This is a genomic window from Fulvimarina endophytica, from assembly GCF_003403015.1.
GTDB classification, from domain to species: Bacteria; Pseudomonadota; Alphaproteobacteria; order Rhizobiales; family Rhizobiaceae; genus Fulvimarina; species Fulvimarina endophytica.
On sequence record NZ_QURL01000004.1, the window covers coordinates 379,816 to 401,291 of the forward strand.

Annotated in this window: 17 protein-coding genes, 1 tRNA gene and 1 riboswitch; of the genes, 12 read left to right on the forward strand and 6 right to left on the reverse strand. The window is 66.2% G+C overall.

Annotated features, from left to right (window positions below):
- Position 1: 1 nt before the first annotated feature.
- Entirely contained in the window at positions 2–1,210 is a 1,209-nt protein-coding gene (locus tag DYI37_RS11170; protein WP_116683301.1) for an acetyl-CoA C-acetyltransferase, read from the reverse strand.
- Between the two features lie 193 nt (positions 1,211–1,403).
- Positions 1,404–1,874, reverse strand: coding sequence for a MerR family transcriptional regulator (locus tag DYI37_RS11175; protein ID WP_116683302.1), 471 nt, complete (start codon positions 1,872–1,874; stop codon positions 1,404–1,406).
- Between the two features lie 310 nt (positions 1,875–2,184).
- Between DYI37_RS11175 and DYI37_RS11180 the strand changes: the two genes are divergently transcribed.
- The 6 genes from DYI37_RS11180 to DYI37_RS11205 all read left to right on the forward strand — a co-directional run bounded on the left by DYI37_RS11180 (position 2,185) and on the right by DYI37_RS11205 (position 11,304).
- A complete protein-coding gene (locus DYI37_RS11180) occupies positions 2,185–6,060 on the forward strand; it encodes a peptidoglycan-binding protein (RefSeq protein ID WP_147307911.1) in 3,876 nt (1,291 codons plus the stop codon).
- Between the two features lie 193 nt (positions 6,061–6,253).
- Positions 6,254–7,132: a sulfite exporter TauE/SafE family protein gene (locus DYI37_RS11185; RefSeq protein ID WP_425365044.1), complete on the forward strand. Its 879-nt coding sequence runs from the start codon at positions 6,254–6,256 to the stop codon at positions 7,130–7,132.
- Positions 7,129–7,998, forward strand: coding sequence for a TIGR02186 family protein (locus DYI37_RS11190; protein ID WP_245413874.1), 870 nt, complete (start codon positions 7,129–7,131; stop codon positions 7,996–7,998). Before DYI37_RS11185 ends, DYI37_RS11190 begins: the two co-directional genes overlap by 4 nt.
- A 62-nt stretch (positions 7,999–8,060) precedes the next feature.
- Complete coding sequence (locus DYI37_RS11195) at positions 8,061–8,552, forward strand: DUF3429 domain-containing protein (protein WP_158555153.1); 492 nt, start codon at positions 8,061–8,063, stop codon at positions 8,550–8,552.
- A 437-nt stretch (positions 8,553–8,989) separates the two neighbouring features.
- Entirely contained in the window at positions 8,990–10,339 is a 1,350-nt protein-coding gene (locus DYI37_RS11200) for a porin (RefSeq protein ID WP_116683305.1), read from the forward strand.
- A 200-nt stretch (positions 10,340–10,539) separates the two neighbouring features.
- The gene (locus tag DYI37_RS11205; RefSeq protein WP_116683306.1) at positions 10,540–11,304 is read left to right on the forward strand and encodes a hypothetical protein; all 765 of its coding nucleotides are present in this window, start codon (positions 10,540–10,542) and stop codon (positions 11,302–11,304) included.
- A 597-nt stretch (positions 11,305–11,901) separates the two neighbouring features.
- Here the strand turns inward: DYI37_RS11205 and DYI37_RS11210 are convergent.
- A complete protein-coding gene (locus DYI37_RS11210) occupies positions 11,902–12,240 on the reverse strand; it encodes a hypothetical protein (protein WP_116683307.1) in 339 nt (112 codons plus the stop codon).
- Positions 12,241–12,627: 387 nt separating this feature from the next.
- On the opposite strand from DYI37_RS11210, the gene DYI37_RS11215 reads away from it, so the two are divergent.
- The gene (locus DYI37_RS11215) at positions 12,628–13,431 is read left to right on the forward strand and encodes a class I SAM-dependent methyltransferase (protein WP_116683308.1); all 804 of its coding nucleotides are present in this window, start codon (positions 12,628–12,630) and stop codon (positions 13,429–13,431) included.
- 13 nt (positions 13,432–13,444) lie between these two features.
- Here the strand turns inward: DYI37_RS11215 and DYI37_RS11220 are convergent.
- A tRNA-Arg gene (locus DYI37_RS11220) sits at positions 13,445–13,521 on the reverse strand.
- 145 nt (positions 13,522–13,666) lie between these two features.
- Positions 13,667–14,308, reverse strand: coding sequence for a thiamine diphosphokinase (locus DYI37_RS11225; protein ID WP_116683513.1), 642 nt, complete (start codon positions 14,306–14,308; stop codon positions 13,667–13,669).
- A gap of 122 nt (positions 14,309–14,430) precedes the next feature.
- A riboswitch (TPP riboswitch) is annotated at positions 14,431–14,542 on the forward strand.
- A gap of 78 nt (positions 14,543–14,620) precedes the next feature.
- Here DYI37_RS11225 and thiB point away from each other — a divergent pair.
- The 4 genes from thiB (at position 14,621) to DYI37_RS11245 (ending at position 19,883) form a co-directional block, all read left to right on the forward strand.
- Complete coding sequence (thiB, locus tag DYI37_RS11230) at positions 14,621–15,622, forward strand: thiamine ABC transporter substrate binding subunit (RefSeq protein WP_116683514.1); 1,002 nt, start codon at positions 14,621–14,623, stop codon at positions 15,620–15,622.
- Positions 15,623–15,644: 22 nt separating this feature from the next.
- Complete coding sequence (thiP, locus tag DYI37_RS11235; RefSeq protein ID WP_116683515.1) at positions 15,645–17,363, forward strand: thiamine/thiamine pyrophosphate ABC transporter permease; 1,719 nt, start codon at positions 15,645–15,647, stop codon at positions 17,361–17,363.
- Complete coding sequence (locus DYI37_RS11240) at positions 17,360–18,109, forward strand: thiamine ABC transporter ATP-binding protein (protein WP_116683309.1); 750 nt, start codon at positions 17,360–17,362, stop codon at positions 18,107–18,109. Before thiP ends, DYI37_RS11240 begins: the two co-directional genes overlap by 4 nt.
- 256 nt (positions 18,110–18,365) lie before the next feature.
- Positions 18,366–19,883, forward strand: coding sequence for a M48 family metalloprotease (locus DYI37_RS11245; RefSeq protein ID WP_116683310.1), 1,518 nt, complete (start codon positions 18,366–18,368; stop codon positions 19,881–19,883).
- A gap of 28 nt (positions 19,884–19,911) precedes the next feature.
- Here the strand turns inward: DYI37_RS11245 and ruvB are convergent, their stop codons facing one another.
- Complete coding sequence (gene ruvB, locus DYI37_RS11250) at positions 19,912–20,958, reverse strand: Holliday junction branch migration DNA helicase RuvB (RefSeq protein ID WP_116683311.1); 1,047 nt, start codon at positions 20,956–20,958, stop codon at positions 19,912–19,914.
- Between the two features lie 185 nt (positions 20,959–21,143).
- Between ruvB and DYI37_RS11255 the strand changes: the two genes are divergently transcribed.
- Complete coding sequence (locus tag DYI37_RS11255) at positions 21,144–21,353, forward strand: hypothetical protein (protein WP_116683312.1); 210 nt, start codon at positions 21,144–21,146, stop codon at positions 21,351–21,353.
- Positions 21,354–21,476: the final 123 nt, after the last annotated feature.

Consider the following 21,476-nt stretch of genomic DNA (forward strand, 5'->3'; position numbering starts at 1 on the left):
CTCAGACGCGCTCGATGATCGTCGCCGTGCCCATGCCCGCTCCGATGCAAAGGGTCACGAGCGCGGTCGTCTTGTCCTGGCGCTCCAGTTCGTCGAGCACCGTGCCGAGGATCATCGCCCCGGTGGCGCCCAGCGGGTGGCCCATGGCGATCGCGCCGCCGTTCACGTTGAGGACGTCCGGGTCGATGTCGAAGGCCTGGCGGTAGCGCAGGACGACGGCGGCGAAGGCCTCGTTCAGCTCGAAGAGATCGATATCGCCGAGGGCCATGCCGGAGCGCTTCAGGAGCTTCTCGGTCACGTCCACCGGCCCGGTCAGCATCAGGGCCGGATCGGAGCCGATATTGGCGAAGGAGCGGATGCGGGCGCGCGGGCGGGTGCCGAGCATGTCGCCGGCCGCCTTCGATCCGACGAGAACCGCGCCCGCCCCGTCGACGATCCCGGAGGAATTGCCGGCATGGTGGACGTGATCGACGGCCTCGATCTCCGGATGGGCCTGGATGGCGACGGCATTGTAGCCGCCCATCTCGCCGGGCATCGCGAAGGAGGCGTTGAGGCTTCCGAGGGACTGCATGTCCGTCCCGGGCCGCATATGCTCGTCACGATCGAGGATCGTCAGTCCATTGGCGTCCTTGACCGGAACGACGGACTTCGCGAAGCGTCCTTCCTGCCAGGCGCGGCAGGCACGCTTCTGGCTCTCGACGGCATAGGCGTCGCAGTCGTCGCGGCTAAAGCCGTATTTCGTGGCGATGAGGTCGGCCGAAACGCCCTGGGGCATGAAATAGGCGGGAATGCCGACCGAGGGGTCCATGAACCAGGCCCCGCCCGACATGCCCATGCCGACGCGCGACATGGATTCGACGCCGCCCGCGATCACCAGATCGTCGGCGCCCTGGGCGACCTTGGCGGCCGCAAGGTTCACCGCGTCGAGGCCGGAAGCGCAGAAGCGCGAGATCTGCATGCCGGGGGCGGCGAAATCGTAGCCGGCCTCGAAGGCGGAGGCCTTGGGTATCACGGCGCCGGCCTCGCCGACCGGATCGACGCAGCCGAAGATCACGTCGTCGACCTTCGCCGTGTCGATGCCGTTGCGATCGCGCAGCGCTTCGAGCACCCTTGCGCCGAGCCGGACGGCCGGCACCTCGTGCAGCGCGCCATCCTTCTTGCCGCGTCCGCGCGGCGTTCGAACATGATCGAAAATATAGGCTTCGGTCATCGGCAGGGCCTCCCGCAGGCTTCGTGTCTGGAACGGACCGAGAGAAAGAAGGCTCCGCCTCCCCCTCGAACCGCGTTCCCGCCAGATAGACCCGATTGACGTTTACGTCAATTGCAAGAGAACCCTAATTTCCGGCGCAGGAGGCCGGTCCGTCGGCACGAAAGGCCGGGATTCGGCCGACCGGCGGCCGCGATCACAACTTGTCGAGCCGCTCCCGCACGATCTTCATCGTCCGGTTCATGGCGTCGATCGATTCCTCGATCTCCCGCTTCTGCTCGTCGAGGATGACCTGCTGTTCCTCGAACCGTTCGAGCGCGAGTTCGAGCTGTTTCCGCTTGCCGTCGGGCTGGTGATAGAGGTCGATCAGCTGGCGGGCCTCGGTGAGGGAGAAGCCCAGCACCTTGGCCAGGAGCACGAGGCGGAGCCGCGCCCGATCCTGCCGGTTGTAATAGCGCGTCGTGCCGCGTCGCTCCGGGCTCAGGAGCCCGCGATCCTCGTAGAAGCGCAGGGTGCGCAGCGTCACGCCGAATTCGCGCGCGAGATCGCCGATGCGATAGACCTCGCGCTCGCCGAATCCGTTTTCCTTCAGTCCCAAAAGGAAGTCGATGTCGAGCGGGGTCTCCTCGTCTTCGCGACGAAGAGCGTTTTCCCGAACCTGAGCCATGCCAATTTCCGTAAGAATCAAAACATCCACACGCCATGATTGTTCATGCGTGATGGGGATGCACCGCATATCGTTGCGATACGTACGAAGACAAGCCTCATCAACGCGACTCGTTCCCTCCATATAGTGAACGAAGAGTGACCTCGCCATGAGAAGCGCAAGCTTCGGACCTGACTGAGATCGTACTTCTCACTGACAGCGAAGGCGAAATGCCGGTTTCATCCAGCCGAAAGGGTGATGCGACGGCCCGCACGCCGCACGATGGGCTCAGGACGGTCTGGGCCTCGCAAAGAGCGATTGGGACAAGACGATGGCCGAACCTCTGGGTGTGAAGCAAAGTCCGGCGACGAACGGAAAGGGCCAGAACGCCCTTGCCGATCTCACCCGGACCCTCGAGGCCCTCGAAAATCGCCTGAGCCGGGTCTCGCAGCCGCGACCGGCAAGCGCTCCCGCCCCGCGCGCCCAGGCGCCGGATATCGGTGTCCAGAGCGAACGTCGCGCCATCTCGCAGGGCCGCCCCGCGAACCGGCGGCCGGACCTTGCGGACGCAGTCTCGCAGATCGTCATGCGCCAGAAACTTCTCGACGAGGCGCCGCGGCCGAGCCAGGTCTCGCGAAGCGGCTCCAGCTCCCAGGTGGCGCTGCGCGCCTACGGAAACGCCCGCACGGAAGGCGCCTTCGCCCCGCGCCCCACGCGCCGCCCGGCCCGCAAGCAGGACCGCACGGTCGGCGATCTTCGCGCCGAACTCGACCTTCTGCGCGAGGAACTCACGCGCAACATGTCGTCCGATGTGGGCTTCCAGATCGAGGACATGCGCGACGCGCTCATCGATCTCCAGGCCGCGGTCTCCCAGAACACCCGCCCCTCGGTTCTCCACGACGAGATCGCACGGCTGCACGGGCGTCTCGACCAGATGGAGCGCAGCGGCATCGATTCCTCGGTCATCGCCGACATGCGCACCCAGCTCGACGACATCGACGATTATCTCGACCGGCGCAGCCTTGCCGGCATCTCGGCCCCGCGCCTCGAAGGCCGGCGGGAGATGCGCCTCGGCGGCGGTGACGACAGGGCGGGCCTCAAGGCCGAGATCGAGCGCCTGCGCGCCTCCATGTCCCATCTGGCCAGCGAGGATCACCTGAGGGCGATCGAGCAGCGCTGGATCGATTTCGAGGAGCGATTCGTCTCCGAGGTCGGGTCGCAGGACCGCACCGCCGAGCTCACCGAGCGGATGATGGCCGAGATCGGCAATCTTCGCGACCAGATGCGCGATATCGCCTCCGAACAGTCGGCCCGCGTGTCGAACGACCTTCTCAAGGGCGTCGACAGCCGCTTTGCGCCGCGCGACGAGATGGATGCGAGCTTCGAGCGCATCGCGGAGCGGATCGGCAAGCTGGAGGAGACGCTCTCCCTGCTTCCCGAGACCCTGTCCCTCGACGGCATCGACCGGCGCGTCGAGACTTTGTCGAGCGCCATCGAGGCGATCTCCTCCCAGCTGAAGACCGACGATCGGGGCGAGGCGCGCTTCGCCCAGATCGACCAGCGCCTCGACGAGGTCATCCAGTCGATCGCGACGCTGTCCGAAAAGGCCGCCGAGATCGATCCGGCTCCGGTCCAGCGCATCGAGGAACGCATGCAGGCGCTTGCCGAGCGCGTGGACGAGATCGCTTCCGACGGCTCCGTCGCCCTCCTCGCCGAGAAGATCGCCGAACTCAACGGGCGCTTCGACAGCTTCGAGGCGAGCGAACCCGGCGCGCTCTTCACCGAGCAGTTCGGCCGGCTCAACTCGCGTCTCGACGAACTCGTCGAGCAGAACGGCATCCGTCACGAGGACATGGAGGCGATCGAAGCCCGCCTGTCCTCGCTCGCCGAGCGCATCGAGAAGCAGATCGCGACGCCGGTCGAGGATGGCGCGGCCATCTCCAGCCTCGAGAGCCAGGTCGGGCGACTGACCCAGATCCTGAACTCGACCAGCTTCAGCGTCTCCGCCGATATCGAATATCGCCTCAGCGAGGTCGAGAAGCGGGTCGAGGAGAACGCCGAGCAGATCTTCGTCGCAGCCAAGAGCGCAGCCGACGAGGCCGTGCGGCAGATGCTGCAGCAGGGCGACCTTCAGCAGAGCGAGCACGTCGCCAAGCTGACGGAGGAACTCGACCGCCTGCAGAAGCTCTCCACCGACAGCCATGTGCGCTCGACCGACTTCTACGAAGCCGTGAACGCCGCCCTCAACCGGCTGATCCAGCGCATCGACGCCATCGAGCGCGATTTCGACACCTCTCTGAAAGACGACGCACCGGCGGCCGAAGACCTCGGCGACAGCGACGTCGTGGCAGGCCCGAGCACCGACGACCGGATCGTCGCGGACGCCGCCGGTGAGACGGACGGGGCGATGAACGTAAAGCTCGCAGCAGCGGGCGTCAGCGGCGCGACGGGCCTTCACGCCCTGATCCAGCGCAGCTTCCCCAAGCGCCAGGCGAGCGAGCCCGCCTTCGAGGCGGAAGAGGACGAAGCCGTCTCGCGCACCGCCGATGCCTCGCAGAAGGACACGCAGGACGAGAACGGCGCTATCGATCCGGCCGATCTCCTCGACAGCGACGAAGCCAACCGGCCGCTGGCGATCGGCTCGGGCGCACCGGACATCGCCGCGCTTCTGGCGCGGGTGCGCAACCAGAAGGCCGAAGCCAAGACCCAGAGCGGCGAGAACACCAAGGCCGATTTCATCGCCGCCGCGCGCCGCGCAGCTCTCGCCGCCGCAGAGGAAGCCGAAGGCTTCAACACCAACGAAGTCGAGGATCGCAGCAAGCGGGGTCTCGCCGAGACCATCTCCCGGCGTCGCAAGCCCGTCATGCTCGCGGCCGGTGCGGTCCTCCTGACCCTCCTCGCGCTGCCGGTCGGAAAGATCATCGCCGAGCGGGTCGAGCTCTTCCCCGAGCAGCCCGTCGTCGAGACCGCCGATAAGCAGACGAACGGAACCGAAGTCGCGGCAGCAGCCACCGATCCGGCCCCCGCCGCCACGGCTACGGCTACGGCATCCGAGCCGAGCGCGGCACCGGTCGTCGCGGCCGCCGATCCGCGGCCCGTCGCGGCCGAAACCGCTTCGGCTGCCGGCGCGGCAATGTCGAAGGCCAGAGATAACGCGCAGATCGGCGTCTCGAACGAGGCCGAGCGCCAGGTTGCGGCCACCGCGCCGTCGATCCAGCCGTCCTCGAGCGACGCCGCCGCCGCCTCGCCCATGAGCACCGTCGCCTTCACGCCGGAGGCACCGGTCCGCCAGGCAGGGCCGACCGTCGAGGCCGCCGGCCAGAACTTCGACGATCAGGTCGCCGCGCTGCCCGAGGGCATCGCGCCGGCAGCGCTTCTCGACGCCGCCAAGGCCGGCGATCCGAAGGCGCTCTTCGAGATCGGCCTCCGCCTGATGGAAGGGCGCGCGGTCACCGCCAATCCGGCGGAAGCCGCGACCTGGTTCCAGCGGTCTGCCGAGCTCGGTTTCGTTCCGGCCCAGTACAGCATGGGAACGCTCTACGAGAAGGGCAACGGCGTCGAGCGCAATCCGATCGCCTCGCGCGACTGGTATCTGAAGGCCGCTGAGGCCGGCAACGTCCGCGCGATGCACAATCTCGCGGTGCTCTATGCGACGGGCGTCGACGGCAAGTCGGAACCGAAGCTCGCGGCCGACTGGTTCATCAAGGCCGCCGAGCACGGCATGACGGACAGCCAGTACAATCTCGGCATCCTGTTCGCCCGGGGCGCCGGCGTCGACCAGAACCTCGTCGCCTCCTACAAGTGGTTCTCGATCGTCGGTGCGAGCGGCGACCAGGACGCCATCGCCAAGCGCGACGAGATCGCCAAGTCCCTGACGCCCGAGCAGCTGGAAGCGGCCAAGACCTCGGTCGCGACCTTCAAGGTGGCCGAGCGCGATCCGAGCGCCAACACGGTGGACATCCCCGAGGCCTGGGCGGCATCGCCCGACAAGCCGACCACCACCGCCTCGGTCGACATGAGCCGGGCCATCCGCAACATCCAGGCGATCCTCGGCAAACTCGGCTACGATGCCGGCATGCCGGACGGGATCGTCGGCGATCGCACGACGAAGGCCATCGTCGAATTCCAGAAGGATGCCGGGCTCGACGCGAACGGGCGGATCGACGAGGCGCTCATCCGGGCACTGCTCGAGCGCAAGGACAGCTAGACCTTCCGCAGCCCGCACAGATTGGCGAATGCCGCGTGGACCCTTCAGGTCCGCGCGGCATTTGACTTTTGCGCCGCCTTCGCGCGAAGAGGTTCTGGACCCTTGGTCCTTGGGCTCCAGAGCAAAGCTGCGTCTCGTGTTCCTTCACCTGCCGATCGCGGAAATCTCGGTCAACATCTTCGTCATCATCGGCATGGGTGCGGCCGTCGGGTTCCTGTCGGGCCTGTTCGGCGTCGGCGGCGGCTTTCTCATCACCCCGCTTCTCATCTTCTACAACATCTCGCCGGCCATCGCGGTCGCCACCGGCGCCAATCAGGTCATCGCCTCCTCCTTTTCCGGCGCTCTCGCGCACTACAAACGGCGAACGATCGACCTGAAGCTCGGAACCATGCTGCTCATCGGAGGCACGGGGGGATCGCTCATCGGGGTCTGGCTCTTCGGGCTCTTGCGAACCCTCGGCCAGCTCGATCTGGCCGTCTCGCTCCTCTACGTGGTGCTTCTTGGAACGACCGGGGGGCTGATGCTCAACGAGAGCATCCGGTCCCTCATCGCCAGCCGGCGCTCCGGCGGCGCGCCCGCGAGCCTGCGCCGTCCCGGCACCCACAACTGGGTCCACGGACTTCCGCTGAAGATGCGGTTTCCGGCCTCGCGCCTCTACGTCTCGGTGATTCCGGTTCTGGCGCTCGGCTTCTTCATCGGCATTCTCGCCGCCATCATGGGCGTGGGCGGCGGGTTCATCATGGTCCCGGCCATGATCTATCTCCTGCGCGTGCCGACCAATGTCGTCATCGGCACCTCCCTCTTCCAGATCATGTTCACGGCGGCCGTCACCACCGTTCTCCAGGCCTGGACGAACCAGACGATCGATGTGGTGCTCGCCTTCCTTCTGATGATCGGCGGCGTCATCGGAGCGCAGTTCGGCGTATCGGCAGGGCGCAAGCTTCGCGGCGACCAGTTGCGCGCCCTCCTCGCCATCCTCGTTCTCGCCGTCGGCGTGCGTCTCGGTCTCGAACTCGTGGTCGAGCCGGATGCGCTCTATTCGCTGGCGAGCCCGACGGGTGAAGTGGAATGAGCCCGGCCCCGTCCGCACGATCCGCACCCGCCATCTGGCGCCGGGTCCTCGCCACGATCGCGGGCTTCGTCCTCGTCGCCCTCGTCGCCGGCATGGGCGCGCGCGCGCAGACCGGCCAGACCGGAGCGAGCACCGCCCAGGAGAGTTTCGAGATCGGGCTCTCCACCAACCGGATCGGCATCACCTCCGACTTCAACGGCGCGACCCTCACGGTCTTCGGCGCGATCGGGAACGCGGACATGCGTATCCTGCGCCAGCAACGCTACGATATCGTGGTGGCGCTGTTCGGCCCGCGCGCGCCGGTGGTGGTGCGCGAGAAGGAGCGCTTCTTCGGCATCTGGCTGAACCGCGCCCAGGAAACCATCCGCGACGCGCCCAACACCTATTCCGTCGCAAGCACCCGGGAACTGCGCGACATCACCTCGGCCGCGACCCTCAGACGGCTGCAACTCGGCATCGACAATCTGCGCATCGACGGCTCGACGCCGACGCTGGGCGAGACCGAGATGACCGAAGCCGACCGCACGCGCTTCGACAAGGCCTTGCGGCAGATCAAGACCGGAGACGACCTCTACGTCCAGGCGGTAGGAAGCGTCCGGTATCAGGCGGCGGAATCGACGCTGTTTCGCGCCGAACTCGTCCTGCCGCCGGATCTTGCCACCGGCGAGCATGTCGTGCGGGCCTATCTCTTCCGCGAAGGCGCCGTCGTCGGCCAGCAGCGCCAGATCCTCACAGTCAGAAAGGTCGGCTTCCAGGCGCAGGTCGATCAGTTCGCCACCCGCTATGCCTTTCTCTACGGCGTTTTCGCCGTCGCCCTCGCGATCGTCACGGGCTGGCTCGGGCGCGTCATCTTCAAGCGCGACTGATCGGTCTGCCGACACCATGCCGCGGCCTTGAAATGCGGGATGGGCGGCCGAACTATCGCTCCATGCAAGAGACGAACACGCCCGACGAAAAGCCCGGTCCATCCGCAACCTCCCCGGTCCACGCTCCGGCGAAAACCGCATGGACGCTCGGGCTCGGCGGTCTGGTGCCCTTCGTTCTCCTGTCGGCGCTTCTGGCCTATGGCGGCCGCCAGACCATCGGCTTCGACACGGTCTCCCTCGCCTTCAGCGCCTATTCGGCCTCGATCCTCGCCTTTCTCGGCGGCATCCGCTGGGGTGTCGGTCTTCGTCCAGCCGCGCACCAGAGGCACGAACTGATCCTTTCGGTCCTGCCCTCGATCGCCGGCTGGCTGCTCGTCCTCGTCCCTGCCCCCTACGCCTTCGCCGGGTTCGCGGTCTGCTTCGCCCTCCAGGGCGGTTGGGACCTCAATTCCGCGCGCCGGGGCAAGCTGCCCTCATGGTTCGCACGACTGCGGCTCGTGCTGACCCTCGTCGTCGTTCTGTGCCAGATCGCGGTCTTCGTTCGCACGTTCTGACCCGGCCCGACGATGCGTCACGCGCGCGCCTCCGGGCCGAAGAGCGACCTCAACTTTCGCGAACCTGATCTCCGGGGCCATTTGAGCGCCCTTCCAGCAAGGCGGAGGCGGTTGAGCCTCGCGAATGCGCCCGGCCGGCCAGGACGACCCTGTTCAGACAAAAGCTCTTTTATTTCAAAACCTAAGCACATTTCCGCGCAAACTCGTGCTTAACACTTCGTTGCCGAAAACGTGTTCTCGGCGCAACACGGGTGTGACCGTCCTGCCGGTTGGCCGGTAGTGTGGCATTTCTGTAATTGCGCCGAACGCACCGGTCGATATGTTCATCCTCAGAAAGACCGCGGGGACAAATCGCGCTGGCTTTCGAAAGGGACGGGCAAGTGAGGGGGACCTCGAACGATGCCCCAACCCATAGACATATGACTGGAGGTCAGGACATGAACATTAAGAGCCTTCTTCTCGGCTCCGCTGCGGCTCTCGTCGCAGTCACCGGCGCCCGCGCTGCGGACGTTATCGTTCCCATGGCAGAGCCCACCGACTACGTCCGCGTCTGCGACGTCTACGGTGAAGGCTTCTACTACATCCCGGGCACCGAGACGTGCCTGCGCGTCGGCGGCTATGTCCGCTTCAAGTACGCCGTTGCCGGTGCTGTCGAGAACGACGCTGGCGTCAACTTCCTTCGCAACAGCGAAGGCGACGACTACCAGGCCGGTACGCAGGTTCGCGTCCGCCTCGACTTCGACGCCCGCGAAGAGACCGAGCTCGGCACCCTGCGTGCAAAGGCTCGCGTCCAGGCCACCAACAGCCTGACCGCCGCCTATTCGAACGACCGTCAGTACGGCATGGACCAGGGCTTCATTCAGCTCGGCGGCCTGACCATGGGTTACCTCGACTCGCTCTTCACCGAAGACGACGGCCTGCTCACCGACACGGATCTCCCGATCGGCGACATCCAGACCAACCGCGTGTCCTACACCTTCGCGGCAGCTGGCCTCTCGGCCACGGTCGGCCTCGAAGAAGACGGCAGCGGTGACTTCGCTCCGAACGTCGTCGCCAAGCTCGGCTATTCGGGCGGCTTCGGCGGCTTCAACCTCTACGGTGTCTACGAAGAGTCCGTCGGTTCGGGCAATGGCCCGCTCAACGATCCGGCCTTCACCCGTGGCGTCGCCGCTTCGACGGCCCGCACCGGCTTCATCGACCTGAACGGCAATGGCCGCTTCGACGCCGGTATCGACACGCCGGTCTTCGCGACCACCGCAGCGACCGCCGCTTCCTCGACCCTCGGCGTTCTCTCCTCGAACGACCCGGACGCTTTCGTCCTCAAGGCGAACGTCTCGCTCAAGGATCTGATCGCTCCTGAGTCCGAGCTGCGCGTCGAAGGTTCCTACGCGTTCGATCCGTCGACCTACTCCACGGTCGGCCTGTTCGACAACGCTCAGACCCTCGGCAACAACAGCATCAACCCGTTCCTCGGCGACGTCGCTTCGGAATGGCAGGTTGGCGCCGGTTACGCTCAGCGCTTCGGCAAGCTCGGCCTCTCGGTCGCTGGTATCTACGGCGAAGCCTTCGAGAACTTCCAGTTCAACCAGCTGGGCACGGCTCTCGTGTCCGACGGCGGCGGCGACTACTACAAGTTCGTCGGCAACGTCGGCTACGAGATCACGAACAACTTCGACATGCTCGCCGAAGTCTCCTACGTGAACCTCGACCTCAACGGCAGCAATGTCGTCCGTGGCGACTCGATCGACCAGACCGCTGGTTTCGTCCAGTTCGTTCGTTCCTTCTAATCGGAACGTTCAATTCGATCGGAAAGGGCTCGGCTTCGGCCGGGCCCTTTTCGCGTTTGGAGGCCAGTTGCCATCCCGGCCGGCGGCCAAGCCATGCCCGGCGATGCCTGAAACGGTCCGCAGGCTCGATTGCCGTCCTTTGACCCGCCCGCTATGTTCCTTGGAGCGCCATCCACGTTCGAGAGCAGCAAGGACCGATCATGCCTCCCTCCGAAGACGACAAGAAGCCCGGGAAGCCGAAGCGGATCGGCGCCTCGCCGGCCTCGAACGACTGGGATCCCGGTCCCGTCGCCGACCAGAGGCTGATGAACAGCCTGAAGTCGAAGGCGATCGATCCGTCCTATCAGCGCAGCGAGGATCCGCTGGAGGAGAAGCACAAGGCGCAGGCCTATCGCCGCGATTTCCGCACCGTGGATTATCGCCGCCTGTCCAAGACCGAGGACGAGAAAGCGGCCGAGCGCGCCCAGATCAAGGCCAAACATTCCTCCTGGACGCCGTCTGCAGGCAAGCCGGGAAAAACCAAGGCTCCCTCGACGAAAGCCCGGTTCGCGAGCTTCGGCGGCAGCACGATCAGCGTCGACGTGATCCGCCGGACGAAATCATCGAAGCTCGAGGCGTCGGCGGACGAGTATACGGCATCCCAGCCCGCTCCGACGCCTTCGCAAAGCTCTCCGCAGGCGCAACTGAGCGATGCGCAACTTTCGGGGTCGATGGCCGTCGGCCAGGAGCCGCCTCGCCTCAAGGCGCCGCGCGAGGGCGCCTATCCCGATTCGCTCGCCGCCATCGACGGCATCGGCCCGGCGCTCGAGCGCCTTCTCTACGATCTCGGCATCTTCCATTTCGATCAGATCGCAGGCTGGACCCGCGAGCAGTGCGACTGGGTCGAACACGCATTGTCCTGCAAGAAGGGCCGTATCGCCGAGCAGGCCTGGGTGAGCCAAGCCATTCGCCTGCGCGGGGACTGAGACGGCCGACCACGGCAAACGGTGGCGGCATCGAATTGGTGAGGGATCGGGCTCGAACCCTCCCGAGTGGTAGGGCCTCAGGCTCCCCTCTCCCGCCCGCACCGGCTCGGCTCGACGGGACGCGGCCTTCGGTTTTCGAACAGCCCTGCCGGGCCCTGCCACGTCGCTGTGAACGACAGGTGAGCATCGGAACGGCAGGTGATCGGCGGGTTTGCGACCGGCCTCTCGGCCAGCCCGTCCTGAGCCTGACCGAGGAATGAACGGCCGGCCGAGTGCCGCGCGTTCCCGTTTCCAAGGTGGCTCCGAAGCTCCCGTTTCATGCTGCCGCATCAAATTCTCCGAAAGCCGGTCCCACGCTTCGCCTGGATGCCCTGACGCGAACAGCGGTTCTCCCGTCACGGATGCGAGACGAGACTCAAGGGACCACTCAAAACCGCTTCCGATGTGCATGGCATACCCGGCAAAGGCGACCGTGTCTCAGGGCGTGGTGTAGCTTACGTTTGGCCCCGCAATCACGGCAGAGTCGATATGATCAGCCTCCCATAATCCAGGAAGGCTGATGATGTGCTTCTCACTCAGACGAGACGTCAGCAGCGCTCACCGCGCATTTTTGAGGGCATCGATGCGCTCGGTCACCGTCCGCAACCGCTCCAGCGCTTCCAGAACGCCCGAACTGCCCGGATCGAGCTCGCCGCCGCCCAGAACGAGGATATCCGCACCCGGTGGCAGGCTCGGCCGGACACTCGGTGGGTCCTCCGGCGCCTCGCCCTGCCGGGAAGGCGCGACCGGCGCGGATTCGAGAAGATCCGCCAACCCCCGAGCCGTCTCACCCGTCTGCGCATTCGCGGCCACACCGGCACCCGTGATCGCGAAGCCGGTCAACCCAAGCACGAGAACCAACCGCGCCCGCACGCCCTTGCGTCTCAGTGCTTCCATGGCGATACCTCCCGTTGTCGGAGATTGGCCCGTTCCGCGAGCTCACCGATTGGGCGCGGGCTTCGATAATCGCTGCTCGTCCTTGATAGCCAGCCCCCGGACCGGATCTCGGAAAGCGGCATCGACTGGTAAACCAGAAACGTCTGCAATGAGACCCGCGCATCGATCCGGTGCCATTCGGGTTCCGCTCCAGATGCGTGACTTCAACAGCGAGATCGCCAGCTGACACGGCGCACCCGATCCGACGCGACAAGCTCGAATCCGGAGGCTAGAATTGAGGGCGTCAGCTGACGTCGCGATCTGGTCGATCCAGAGAAGCGGGCTGGCTTTACGGATAGAACGATGCCTGCTCACGACGAGATAGGCCCTTGACCGGATGGAAACCATATGTCGAACGGAGATCTGGAGCAGCGTCTCGCACTGCTGGAACGGCAGCAGAAGATCGCCGAGACATACTCGATCAGGTCGTTCTGGAAAGCGCTCGACAGGTCCTATTCGATCGCTCTTCAGACCCGATCGCTTCAGTGCATCATCTGCGGGTTCGAAGGATCTCGAAGAGACTACGAAGTCCTGACCTCCGAATGCATGTTCGGGGGCGGCGAACTCGAGCGCTATCAATGCCCGAACTGCGACTGCGTCTTCGGCCCACAGAAATATCTCGATCTCGACGAGGCCTTCGTCTCCCTCGACTACGAACTTCTCTACTCGCGTTATTCGGAAAGCGACTCGATCGAGAACGAAACCCGGACGTTCGAATCTCTTCGGCCGCAATCCGGCGGGCTCTTTCTCGACTGGGGATGCGGAGGAGCATGGAGTTCGACTGTCAGTTCACTAAGAGACCGCGGATACGACGTCTGGGGCTACGAACCGAGCGCCGACGTCAGCAGTCAATTCGTCGTCAACAGCCGTGATCAGATCTCGGCCCGCTTCGACGGTATCTTCTCGAACAACGTGATCGAGCACTTCCGCGATCCACTCGCGCAGTTTCGCGAGTTCCACGATCTCCTGAAACCAGGTGGGAAGATGGCGCACTCCTCACCGTGCTACCGATATGAATACGCCTTCACGCGCTTTCATACCCTTTTTCTTCTCGGACGATCACCCGAGGTCCTAGCCCAAGCCACAGGGTTCCGGGTCTCTGACCAAATCGTTGATGGCCAATACATCAATACGATTTTCGAGCGCCTCTGAGCCTTCGCAGAACTGGTGATCCCGACAGGATTCGAACCTGTGACCCTCAGATTAGGAATCTGATGCTCTATCCTGCTGAGCTACGGGACCGTCGGGGTTCTTATAGGGGAGTTTGGTGGCGAGCGAAACCGTTTTGGTGCGGGGACCGGTGGCTTTGCGCGGGGGGTGGCGCGGGGATGGCGATCGTGAGGTCCCCAATGGCGGGTGCCCGCCATGAGCCGCGCGGGCGTCGGCCTCAATGGGCGGAGGGGTCGGCCTGGGCGAGAAGGATCGCGCGGCCCGTCTCGATGCGGACGCGGATCGGGCCGTCGGCCTCGTTCGACTGGGTCAGGATCGAGGTGAAGGGAAGATCGACGCCGTCGAGAGGATAGACCGCGCCTTCGATGGTGAGCCCCGTGACGTCGGAGAACCTCAGGATCGAGAATTGGGTTCCGGGCTCCAGCGCCACTTCTCGCGTCTCGCCTCGACCGAGCGGCCATGCCCGCTCGCGCCCGTCGTCGAACTCGACCGCATGGCCCTCTTCCGCAAGCGCGAGCGCGAGTACGTAATGGCTGAAGGCGTGGTCGCTGCGCGGACCGCCGAGGGCACCGACGAGGAGGATCGAGGTCGCGCCGCGCTCGATCGCGGCCTCAATCGCGAGTTGGCCGTCCGTCTTGTCCTTGCCCGCCGGAAAGGATCGGATCTCCGCCGCATCCGTCTCCTCCGGCGGCTCGTCCACCGAATCGAAATCGCCTAGCCAGAGTTCCGGCTCGAGGCCGAGCGCGCGCGCGTGGCGAATGCCCGCATCGGCGGCAATGACGCGGCATGAGGCAAGGCGTGCCCGAAGGCGCGCGCTGGCCTCGATGGGGCCGGCAAGGAGAACTGCGAACTGGCTCATAGGGCGAAGAATGGGGCGGCGAGGCGGAAAGACCAAGTCCCTTGCCATCCGCATGTCGCTCGCCCGCATTTCGATCGCATCCCGGCGGTTCCAATCGCTGGCAAACCGTCTAGATTGGGGGACACGCTCACACGGGGCGCCGATGCGCGAAACCTCATCGGCTGAGAGGCCTTGGCCGACCCGTCGAACCTGATCCGGATCATGCCGGCGGAGGGAATGAGGGCTTGGCGGTCGCACCACGTCCTTCGCTTTCCGACGCGAACGAAAGACAACGACTTGACGCTCGCCAGCCCCCTTCCCGGCCCCCTCTCCCTGACCGGTCTCTTCACCTTGACCGGTATCCTCGCGATCAGTGGCGAAGCGCTCGCGCAGGATGCAGGCAAGCCCGTCCTCACGGTCTATACCTATGAGAGCTTCGTGCCCGAATGGGGCCCGGGCCCGAAGATCGAAGAGGCGTTTGAGGCCCGCTGCGAATGCGATCTGCGCTTCGAGGGGCTGGCGGACGGCGTCGCGATCCTCAACCGGCTGAAGCTCGAAGGGGCCTCCTCCCCCGCCGACATCGTGATCGGTCTCACCACCGATCTCGTCCCCGAGGCGAAGGCCACCGGTCTCTTTGCCGAGAGCGGCACCGATCTCAGCCCCCTCGCCTTGCCGATCGACTATTCCGATCCCGTCTTCGTTCCCTTCGACTATTCCTATCTCGCGGTCATGGTGGACACCGAGGCAGCAGAGAACTGGCCGAAGAGCCTCGCCGAACTCGTCTCCGGCGACCGCGAACAGACAATCGCCATCGAGGACCCGCGCACCTCCACGCCCGGCCTCGGCTTCCTTCTCTGGATGAAGGCGGTCTATGGCGAGGACGCGAAGGCCAAATGGGAGGAACTGGCGGAACGCATCCTCACCGTGACGCCCGGCTGGTCCGAGGCCTATGGTCTCTTCACCTCCGGCGAGGTGCCGCTCGTCATGAGCTATTCCACCTCCGAGGCCTATCACCGGATCGAGGAGGAGAGCGAGCGTTACCGTGCCGCCGACTTTTCCGAAGGTCTCTATCTGCAGATCGAGGTCGCGGGCATGCTCGCGGGCTCCGACAATCCCGATCTCGCCCGCCAGTTCCTGGCCTTCATCCTGACGCCGGAGTTCCAGTCGATCATCCCCACCGGCAACTGGGCCTATCCGGTCATCGAGGGGATCGATCTGCCGCCCGCCTTCGACGACCTGATCGAGGTGAAGAACCCGATCTATATCGACCCCGAGATCGTCGCCAAGAACCGCCAGGCCTGGACGCAGGAATGGCTCGAAGCGCTCGGCCGCTGACGCGCCCGGCCTCGACATGGGCATGAGGTCTCGCAAGGGCGGCGACGGGATCCGCGCAGCCGCTTCCGCCACATCGGTCGGCGACGGGGCTAAGACGCATGCCGGCGGCGGGCTGCGGCTCGGGGCGGACACGGACCGGCTCTGGCGCCTGTCCCTGGGGCTTCTTGCGGCCTTGGCTCTTGCGGGCTTCGTCGCGGGCGGGTTCGTGCTGCTCCTCGCCGGCACCGGGGCCGAGCTTCCCGTCGCCTCGATCCTCGGCGACGGCTATCTTCGCGGCGTCGTGTTCTTTACGCTCGAACAGGCCGCGCTCTCGACACTCATCTCGGTCCTCGCCGCCATTCCGCTCGCAGCCGCCCTCCACCGCGCCCGCTTTCGCGGACGCACGAGCGTCCTGCGCATCTTCCTCCTGCCCCAGGCGCTTCCCGTCCTCGTCGGGGCGCTCGCGATCATCACGGTCTGGGGCCGCAACGGCGTCGTCTCGGATCTCGGCGCGGCGCTCGGCCTGCCGCGCTTCTCGATCTACGGCCTCGAAGGCATCCTCCTCGCCCATGCCTTCTTCAACATCCCGCTTGCCGCGCGCCTGATGATCGCGGCCCTCGACGCCGTACCGAGAGAAAGCTGGCGGCTCGCAGGGCAATTGTCCTTCTCGCCCCTCACCACCTTCCGGCTCGTCGAATGGCCGGCGATCCGGCGGGCCCTGCCGGCAGCCGCCAGCCTCGTCTTCATGCTGTGCGCGACGAGCTTCACCATCGTCCTCGTCCTCGGCGGCGGGCCGGGCGCGACGACGCTGGAAGTCGCAATCTACCAGACCCTGCGCTACGAGTTCGATCCAGGCCGCGCGGTCGCGCTCTCTCTTCTGCAGATCGCCCTGACGGCCCTCGTGCTGACGCTCGCAACGCGCCTCGGCAGCGCGGAAGCCGGCGATTTCGGCCTCGGCGGCACCGCCCGGCGCCATGACACGCCGAGCCGCTGGCGCAGCCTGTTCGATCTTGCGGTTCTTTTCGCCGGCCTCCTCTTCATCCTCTCGCCCTTCGTCGCCATTCTGGTAGCGGGCCTCAAGGCCGATCTCGTCCGTCTCCTCACGGAACCCGCCGTTCTCGACGCACTCGTCACGAGCCTCTGGGTCTCGCTGTCGTCCGGAACGCTCGCGATCTTCCTCTCCGTCGCGATCCTTCTCGGCGTCGAGGCTTTGGCGAGCGCCGAGCGCCGGGCGGTGATCGCGAGCGCGATTCCGCGGCGCGGACTGGAGATCACGGCGAGCCTCGTCCTCGTCGTGCCCCCGGTCGTCCTAGGGGCGGGCTGGTTCCTCGGTCTGCGGCAGGTAACCAATGTCTTCGCCGCCGCGCCCTATGTCGTCGTGCTGACCAATATGGCGATGGCCGTGCCCTTCGCGGTCCGCATCCTCGGACCTGCGCTCCAGGACGCGCATCTGCGCAGCGAGAAGCTCGCCGACAGTCTCGGCATGTCCGGCCTGTCGCGGTTCCGCCTTCTCGACTGGCCGGCCCTCAGACGCCCCATGGGCCTCGCCTTCGCGCTATCGGTCGCGATCTCGCTCGGCGATCTCGGCGCCATCGCCCTCTTCGGCAATCGGGAGTTCACGACCCTGCCCTATCTTCTCTATCAGCGCATGGGCAGCTACCGCACGGAGGATGCGGCGGGCCTCGCCCTCATTCTCGGCGTGGTCTGCCTCGCCCTCATCTGGTTCGCCGAGCGCTCCAGCAGTCTAGGGGCCCGATCATGAGCGACACCCCGCCAGCCCTCCTCCTCGACGGTGCGGGCTTTGCCCGAGCCGGGTGGTCGGTCTCGATCGATCTCAGCGTTGCAGCCGGCGAGTGGCTGGCGCTGATCGGCCCGAGCGGGGCCGGCAAGTCCACCCTTCTCGACATGGTCGCGGGGTTTCTTCCGCTCGATCGCGGGCGCATCCTCGTCTCGGGCGAGGACGTCACCCGAACGCTGCCGGCCGCGCGGCCCCTGTCGATCGTCTTCCAGGACAACAATCTGTTCCCCGATCTGACGGCGGCGCAGAACGTCGCGCTCGGGATCGCGCCGAACCGCCGGATGACGCGCGAGGAGCGGCAGGCGGTGACCGAGGGCCTCGAAGCGGTCGGGCTCGCCGGCAAGGGCGAGCGGCGGCCGCACGAATTGTCCGGCGGTGAGCGCCAGCGGGTGGCCCTCGCCCGGGCCTTTCTGCGTCGGCGCCCGCTCCTGTGCCTCGACGAGCCGTTCGCCTCGCTCGGGCCGGCCCTCAGGCTCGAAATGCTGGAGACCCTCGACCGGCTGCGCCGCAGCTTCACGCAAACGCCGCTGACGATCCTTATGGTGACCCATCATCCGGAAGATGCGCGGGCCTTCGCCGACCGGATCGCCTTTCTCGACGAGGGGCGGATCGGCGAGATCGGACCAGTGGAGCGGATGCTGGGTGCCGATGCGCCTGAAGAGGTCGCCCGCTATCTCGGCGCCTGGCGGACGGGTCGCAACATTGGTTAAGAACGGTTGCCGGCGGAGCGCCACGCACCGGATACCGGGGCTCGAGCGGGCGCCGGGAGGCGTCCGACGCCCCATTGAAACCTCATTTCGAACCTAGCGGTGAACCGGTCCGTGTCGTGGGGACGGTGCGGATTCTCGAACGTCCTGTTGCGCGTTCACTCTATGGGGGACAACCGCCGACGCTTATCCTGTGGCAGCGATCGACGACCGGGTGACCGGGCGATACGGCGAGAGTTTGGGGCACGATTGAAAGAGCATGGTTGTGAAAGCGTCCAGCGCTGGTAAGGGAATTGCACGCCGGTTGGGTCTGTTCGTCTCGGCCGGTCTTCTGCTCGCCTCCGCTTCCTGCACGACGATCGAGGACGGCCTCGGCCTGTCGGAAAGCGACCTGAAAACCGGTTACACGGCATCCCGTCCGCCGGTCACCTTCGAGACCGCGCAGGCGCAGGACCCCCAGTCGCGCATCGGCCGCTCCCAGCATCCGAAGATCCTGGCCGCATATGGCGGCGCCTATTCCGATCCGAAGGTCGAGCGGATGCTCGCCGGCGTCGTGGGCAAGCTCCAGGCGGCGAGTTCCGATCCGACCCGCGCCTACAACATCACCGTTCTCAATTCCCCCAATGTGAACGCCTTCGCCCTGCCCGGCGGCTATGTCTACATCACCCGGGGCCTCCTGGCTCTCGCCAACGATTCGGCCGAGGTCGCGGCGGTCATCGGCCACGAAATGGGCCATGTGGCCGCCAATCACGGCATCGAGCGCCAGCAGCGCGAGCGCGAGGCCGAGATCGCGAGCCGCGTCGTCTCGGAGGTCCTCGCCAGCGATCAGGCCGGACGCATGGCGCTCGCCCGTAACCGGCTGAGCGTCGCCCAGTTCTCGCGCCAGCAGGAGCTTCAGGCCGATGCCCTCGGCATCGCCCATATCGGCCGTGCCGGCTTCGACCCCTACGCGGCCAGCCGGTTCCTGTCGGCGATGGACGCCTATACGAATTTCCGCAACGCCTTCCAGGTGCAGAATCCGGGGCTCGACTTCCTCGCCTCCCATCCGTCGGCGCCCCAGCGCATCCAGCTTGCCCGGAACCATGCGAGCGAACAGGGCGCGCCGGGCGTCGGGACCACCGACCGCGACCGCTATCTCGCCGGCATCGACGGCATGCTTTTCGGGGATTCGGCGTCGGAAGGCTATGTGCGCGGCCGGCAGTTCTTCCATCCGGGCCTCGGGATCGCCTTCATGGTGCCCGAAGGCTTCGTCATCGACAACACCTCCGAGGCGGTGCTGGCGACGGGACCCGACGACGTGGCGATCCGGTTCGACGGCGTGGCGCTGTCGCCCTCGGCGCGCCTCGAGGACTACATCGCCAGCGGCTGGGTCGGCGGTCTCGACAAGTCGACGATCCAGCGCCGGCAGCTGGGCGGCCTCGAAGCCGTCTCGGCCCGGGCGGCGGGCGGCGACTACGCCTTCGACGTCACGGTCGTTCGCGTCGGCAATCAGGTCTACCGCTTCCTCACCGCAGTTCCCGCAGTCAACGCCTCGCGCGTCGCCTCCATCGCAGGATCCGTCGCCTCGAGCTTCCACATGCTGAGCGCGGCCGAGCGCAATTCGCTGAAGCCGCTGCGTATCCGCATCGTCCAGGCCTCGGCCGGGGACACGGTCGCGAGCCTTTCACGGCGCATGGTCGGCGTCGATCGTCCGGATGGCCTGTTCCGTCTCCTCAACGGCATCGATGCGGGCGGCGAGACGCGGGCCGGCGAGCGCTACAAGATCGTCGCCGAATAGCCGTGACGCGCGCCGGCGACGCCTGCGCTCAATCCTCCTCGTCCGCTTCGAACAGGCTCGACTGGACGCCCTGATAGCCGGCCGGAACGGCAAGGCCGAGATGGCGGAAGGCGGTCTGGGTCAGGAGCCGGCCGCGCGGCGTGCGCTGGATGAAGCCCTGCTGCAGGAGATAGGGCTCGACGATGTCCTCGATCGCGTCGCGCGGCTCGGAGAGGGCCGCGGCGATGGTCTCGATCCCCACCGGGCCGCCGCCGAAATTCAGGGCGATCAGATCGAGATAGCGCCGGTCGAGCTGGTCGAGGCCGAGGCTGTCCACCTCGAGGCGCGAGAGGGCCTCGTCGGCGATCTTGCGCGTCACCGTGCCGGCCTCGGCGAATTCGGCGAAATCGCGCACCCGGCGAAGCAGCCGGCCGGCGATGCGCGGCGTGCCGCGGGAGCGTCGCGCGATCTCCTTCGCCCCCGCCTCGTCCATCGACAGCCCCATCAGCCGGGCCCCGCGCGTCACGATATGTTCGAGTTCGGCGACGGTGTAGAAGTTGAGGCGCACCGGAATGCCGAAGCGATCGCGCAAGGGCGTCGTCAAAAGACCGATGCGGGTGGTGGCGGCGACGAGCGTGAACTTCGACAGGTCGATCTTCACCGAACGCGCGGCGGGCCCCTCGCCGATGATGAGGTCGAGCTGGAAGTCCTCCATCGCCGGATAGAGGATCTCCTCGACCGCCGGGCTCAGGCGATGAATCTCGTCGATGAAGAGGACGTCGCGCTCCTCCAGATTGGTGAGAAGGGCGGCGAGATCGCCCGCCTTGGCGATCACCGGACCCGAGGTCGCCCGGAAGTTGACGCCGAGCTCCTTGGCCATGATCTGGGCGAGCGTCGTCTTGCCGAGGCCGGGCGGTCCGACGAAGAGCACGTGGTCGAGGGCTTCGCCCCGCGCCTTCGCGGCACCGATGAAGACCTTCAGATTGGCCCGCGCCTGCGCCTGCCCCACGAATTCGTCGAGCGCCTGGGGCCTCAGCGTCGTGTCGACGTCTTCACCGCGCTTGTCCGGTGCGATCAGGCGGGATGTGTCGCTCATCTTCGAGGGCTCCGGGTCGGCGGACGACTGTGATGGACTGGAGCCTTCGCCATAACGGCCCCGGCGACGTCGTACAACGGAAGCGTTCGCTTTTCGTTCATGAGCATCTCACGATCCGCCATCTGTGCGCCCGGCGCGCGACGCCTTATCTCATCTCTTAAAGAGACGATGGAAGGATCACGGCCATGGGCACGGACAACACCTACAACAATACCGGCGGTTTCGGCGATGCGATCCAGCGCACCGACAAGCGCTATCGCGGCGAGGAACTCGGAAAGGACCTGATCGGCGAGGACATTCCCGAGGATGTCCAGCGCTGGGAGGAGATGAGCGAGGACGAACGCGAGGACGCCCTTCGCCGGGGCGAGAAGGCGCCGAAGGGCTTCCAGCGCTGATCTGAAACCTCGAGCCCCGGATCCGGTTCGAGAACCGGGTTCGGGGCTTCGCTTTCCCTTCGACGCTTCGGATGGTCCGGGGAGCGGGTCGACGTTTCGGTCCGACGCTTCAGCTCCCGGCCG

What these genes read in the sequence shown, in the direction of transcription:
- DYI37_RS11170 (WP_116683301.1), bottom strand. Translation starts at nt 1,210, where the DNA reads ATGACCGAAGCCTATATTTTCGATCATGTTCGAACGCCGCGCGGACGC.
- DYI37_RS11175 (WP_116683302.1), bottom strand. Translation starts at nt 1,874, where the DNA reads ATGGCTCAGGTTCGGGAAAACGCTCTTCGTCGCGAAGACGAGGAGACC.
- DYI37_RS11180 (WP_147307911.1), top strand. Translation starts at nt 2,185, where the DNA reads ATGGCCGAACCTCTGGGTGTGAAGCAAAGTCCGGCGACGAACGGAAAG.
- DYI37_RS11185 (WP_425365044.1), top strand. Translation starts at nt 6,254, where the DNA reads ATGGGTGCGGCCGTCGGGTTCCTGTCGGGCCTGTTCGGCGTCGGCGGC.
- DYI37_RS11190 (WP_245413874.1), top strand. Translation starts at nt 7,129, where the DNA reads ATGAGCCCGGCCCCGTCCGCACGATCCGCACCCGCCATCTGGCGCCGG.
- DYI37_RS11195 (WP_158555153.1), top strand. Translation starts at nt 8,061, where the DNA reads ATGCAAGAGACGAACACGCCCGACGAAAAGCCCGGTCCATCCGCAACC.
- DYI37_RS11200 (WP_116683305.1), top strand. Translation starts at nt 8,990, where the DNA reads ATGAACATTAAGAGCCTTCTTCTCGGCTCCGCTGCGGCTCTCGTCGCA.
- DYI37_RS11205 (WP_116683306.1), top strand. Translation starts at nt 10,540, where the DNA reads ATGCCTCCCTCCGAAGACGACAAGAAGCCCGGGAAGCCGAAGCGGATC.
- DYI37_RS11210 (WP_116683307.1), bottom strand. Translation starts at nt 12,240, where the DNA reads ATGGAAGCACTGAGACGCAAGGGCGTGCGGGCGCGGTTGGTTCTCGTG.
- DYI37_RS11215 (WP_116683308.1), top strand. Translation starts at nt 12,628, where the DNA reads ATGTCGAACGGAGATCTGGAGCAGCGTCTCGCACTGCTGGAACGGCAG.
- DYI37_RS11225 (WP_116683513.1), bottom strand. Translation starts at nt 14,308, where the DNA reads ATGAGCCAGTTCGCAGTTCTCCTTGCCGGCCCCATCGAGGCCAGCGCG.
- thiP (WP_116683515.1), top strand. Translation starts at nt 15,645, where the DNA reads ATGAGGTCTCGCAAGGGCGGCGACGGGATCCGCGCAGCCGCTTCCGCC.
- DYI37_RS11240 (WP_116683309.1), top strand. Translation starts at nt 17,360, where the DNA reads ATGAGCGACACCCCGCCAGCCCTCCTCCTCGACGGTGCGGGCTTTGCC.
- DYI37_RS11245 (WP_116683310.1), top strand. Translation starts at nt 18,366, where the DNA reads ATGGTTGTGAAAGCGTCCAGCGCTGGTAAGGGAATTGCACGCCGGTTG.
- ruvB (WP_116683311.1), bottom strand. Translation starts at nt 20,958, where the DNA reads ATGAGCGACACATCCCGCCTGATCGCACCGGACAAGCGCGGTGAAGAC.
- DYI37_RS11255 (WP_116683312.1), top strand. Translation starts at nt 21,144, where the DNA reads ATGGGCACGGACAACACCTACAACAATACCGGCGGTTTCGGCGATGCG.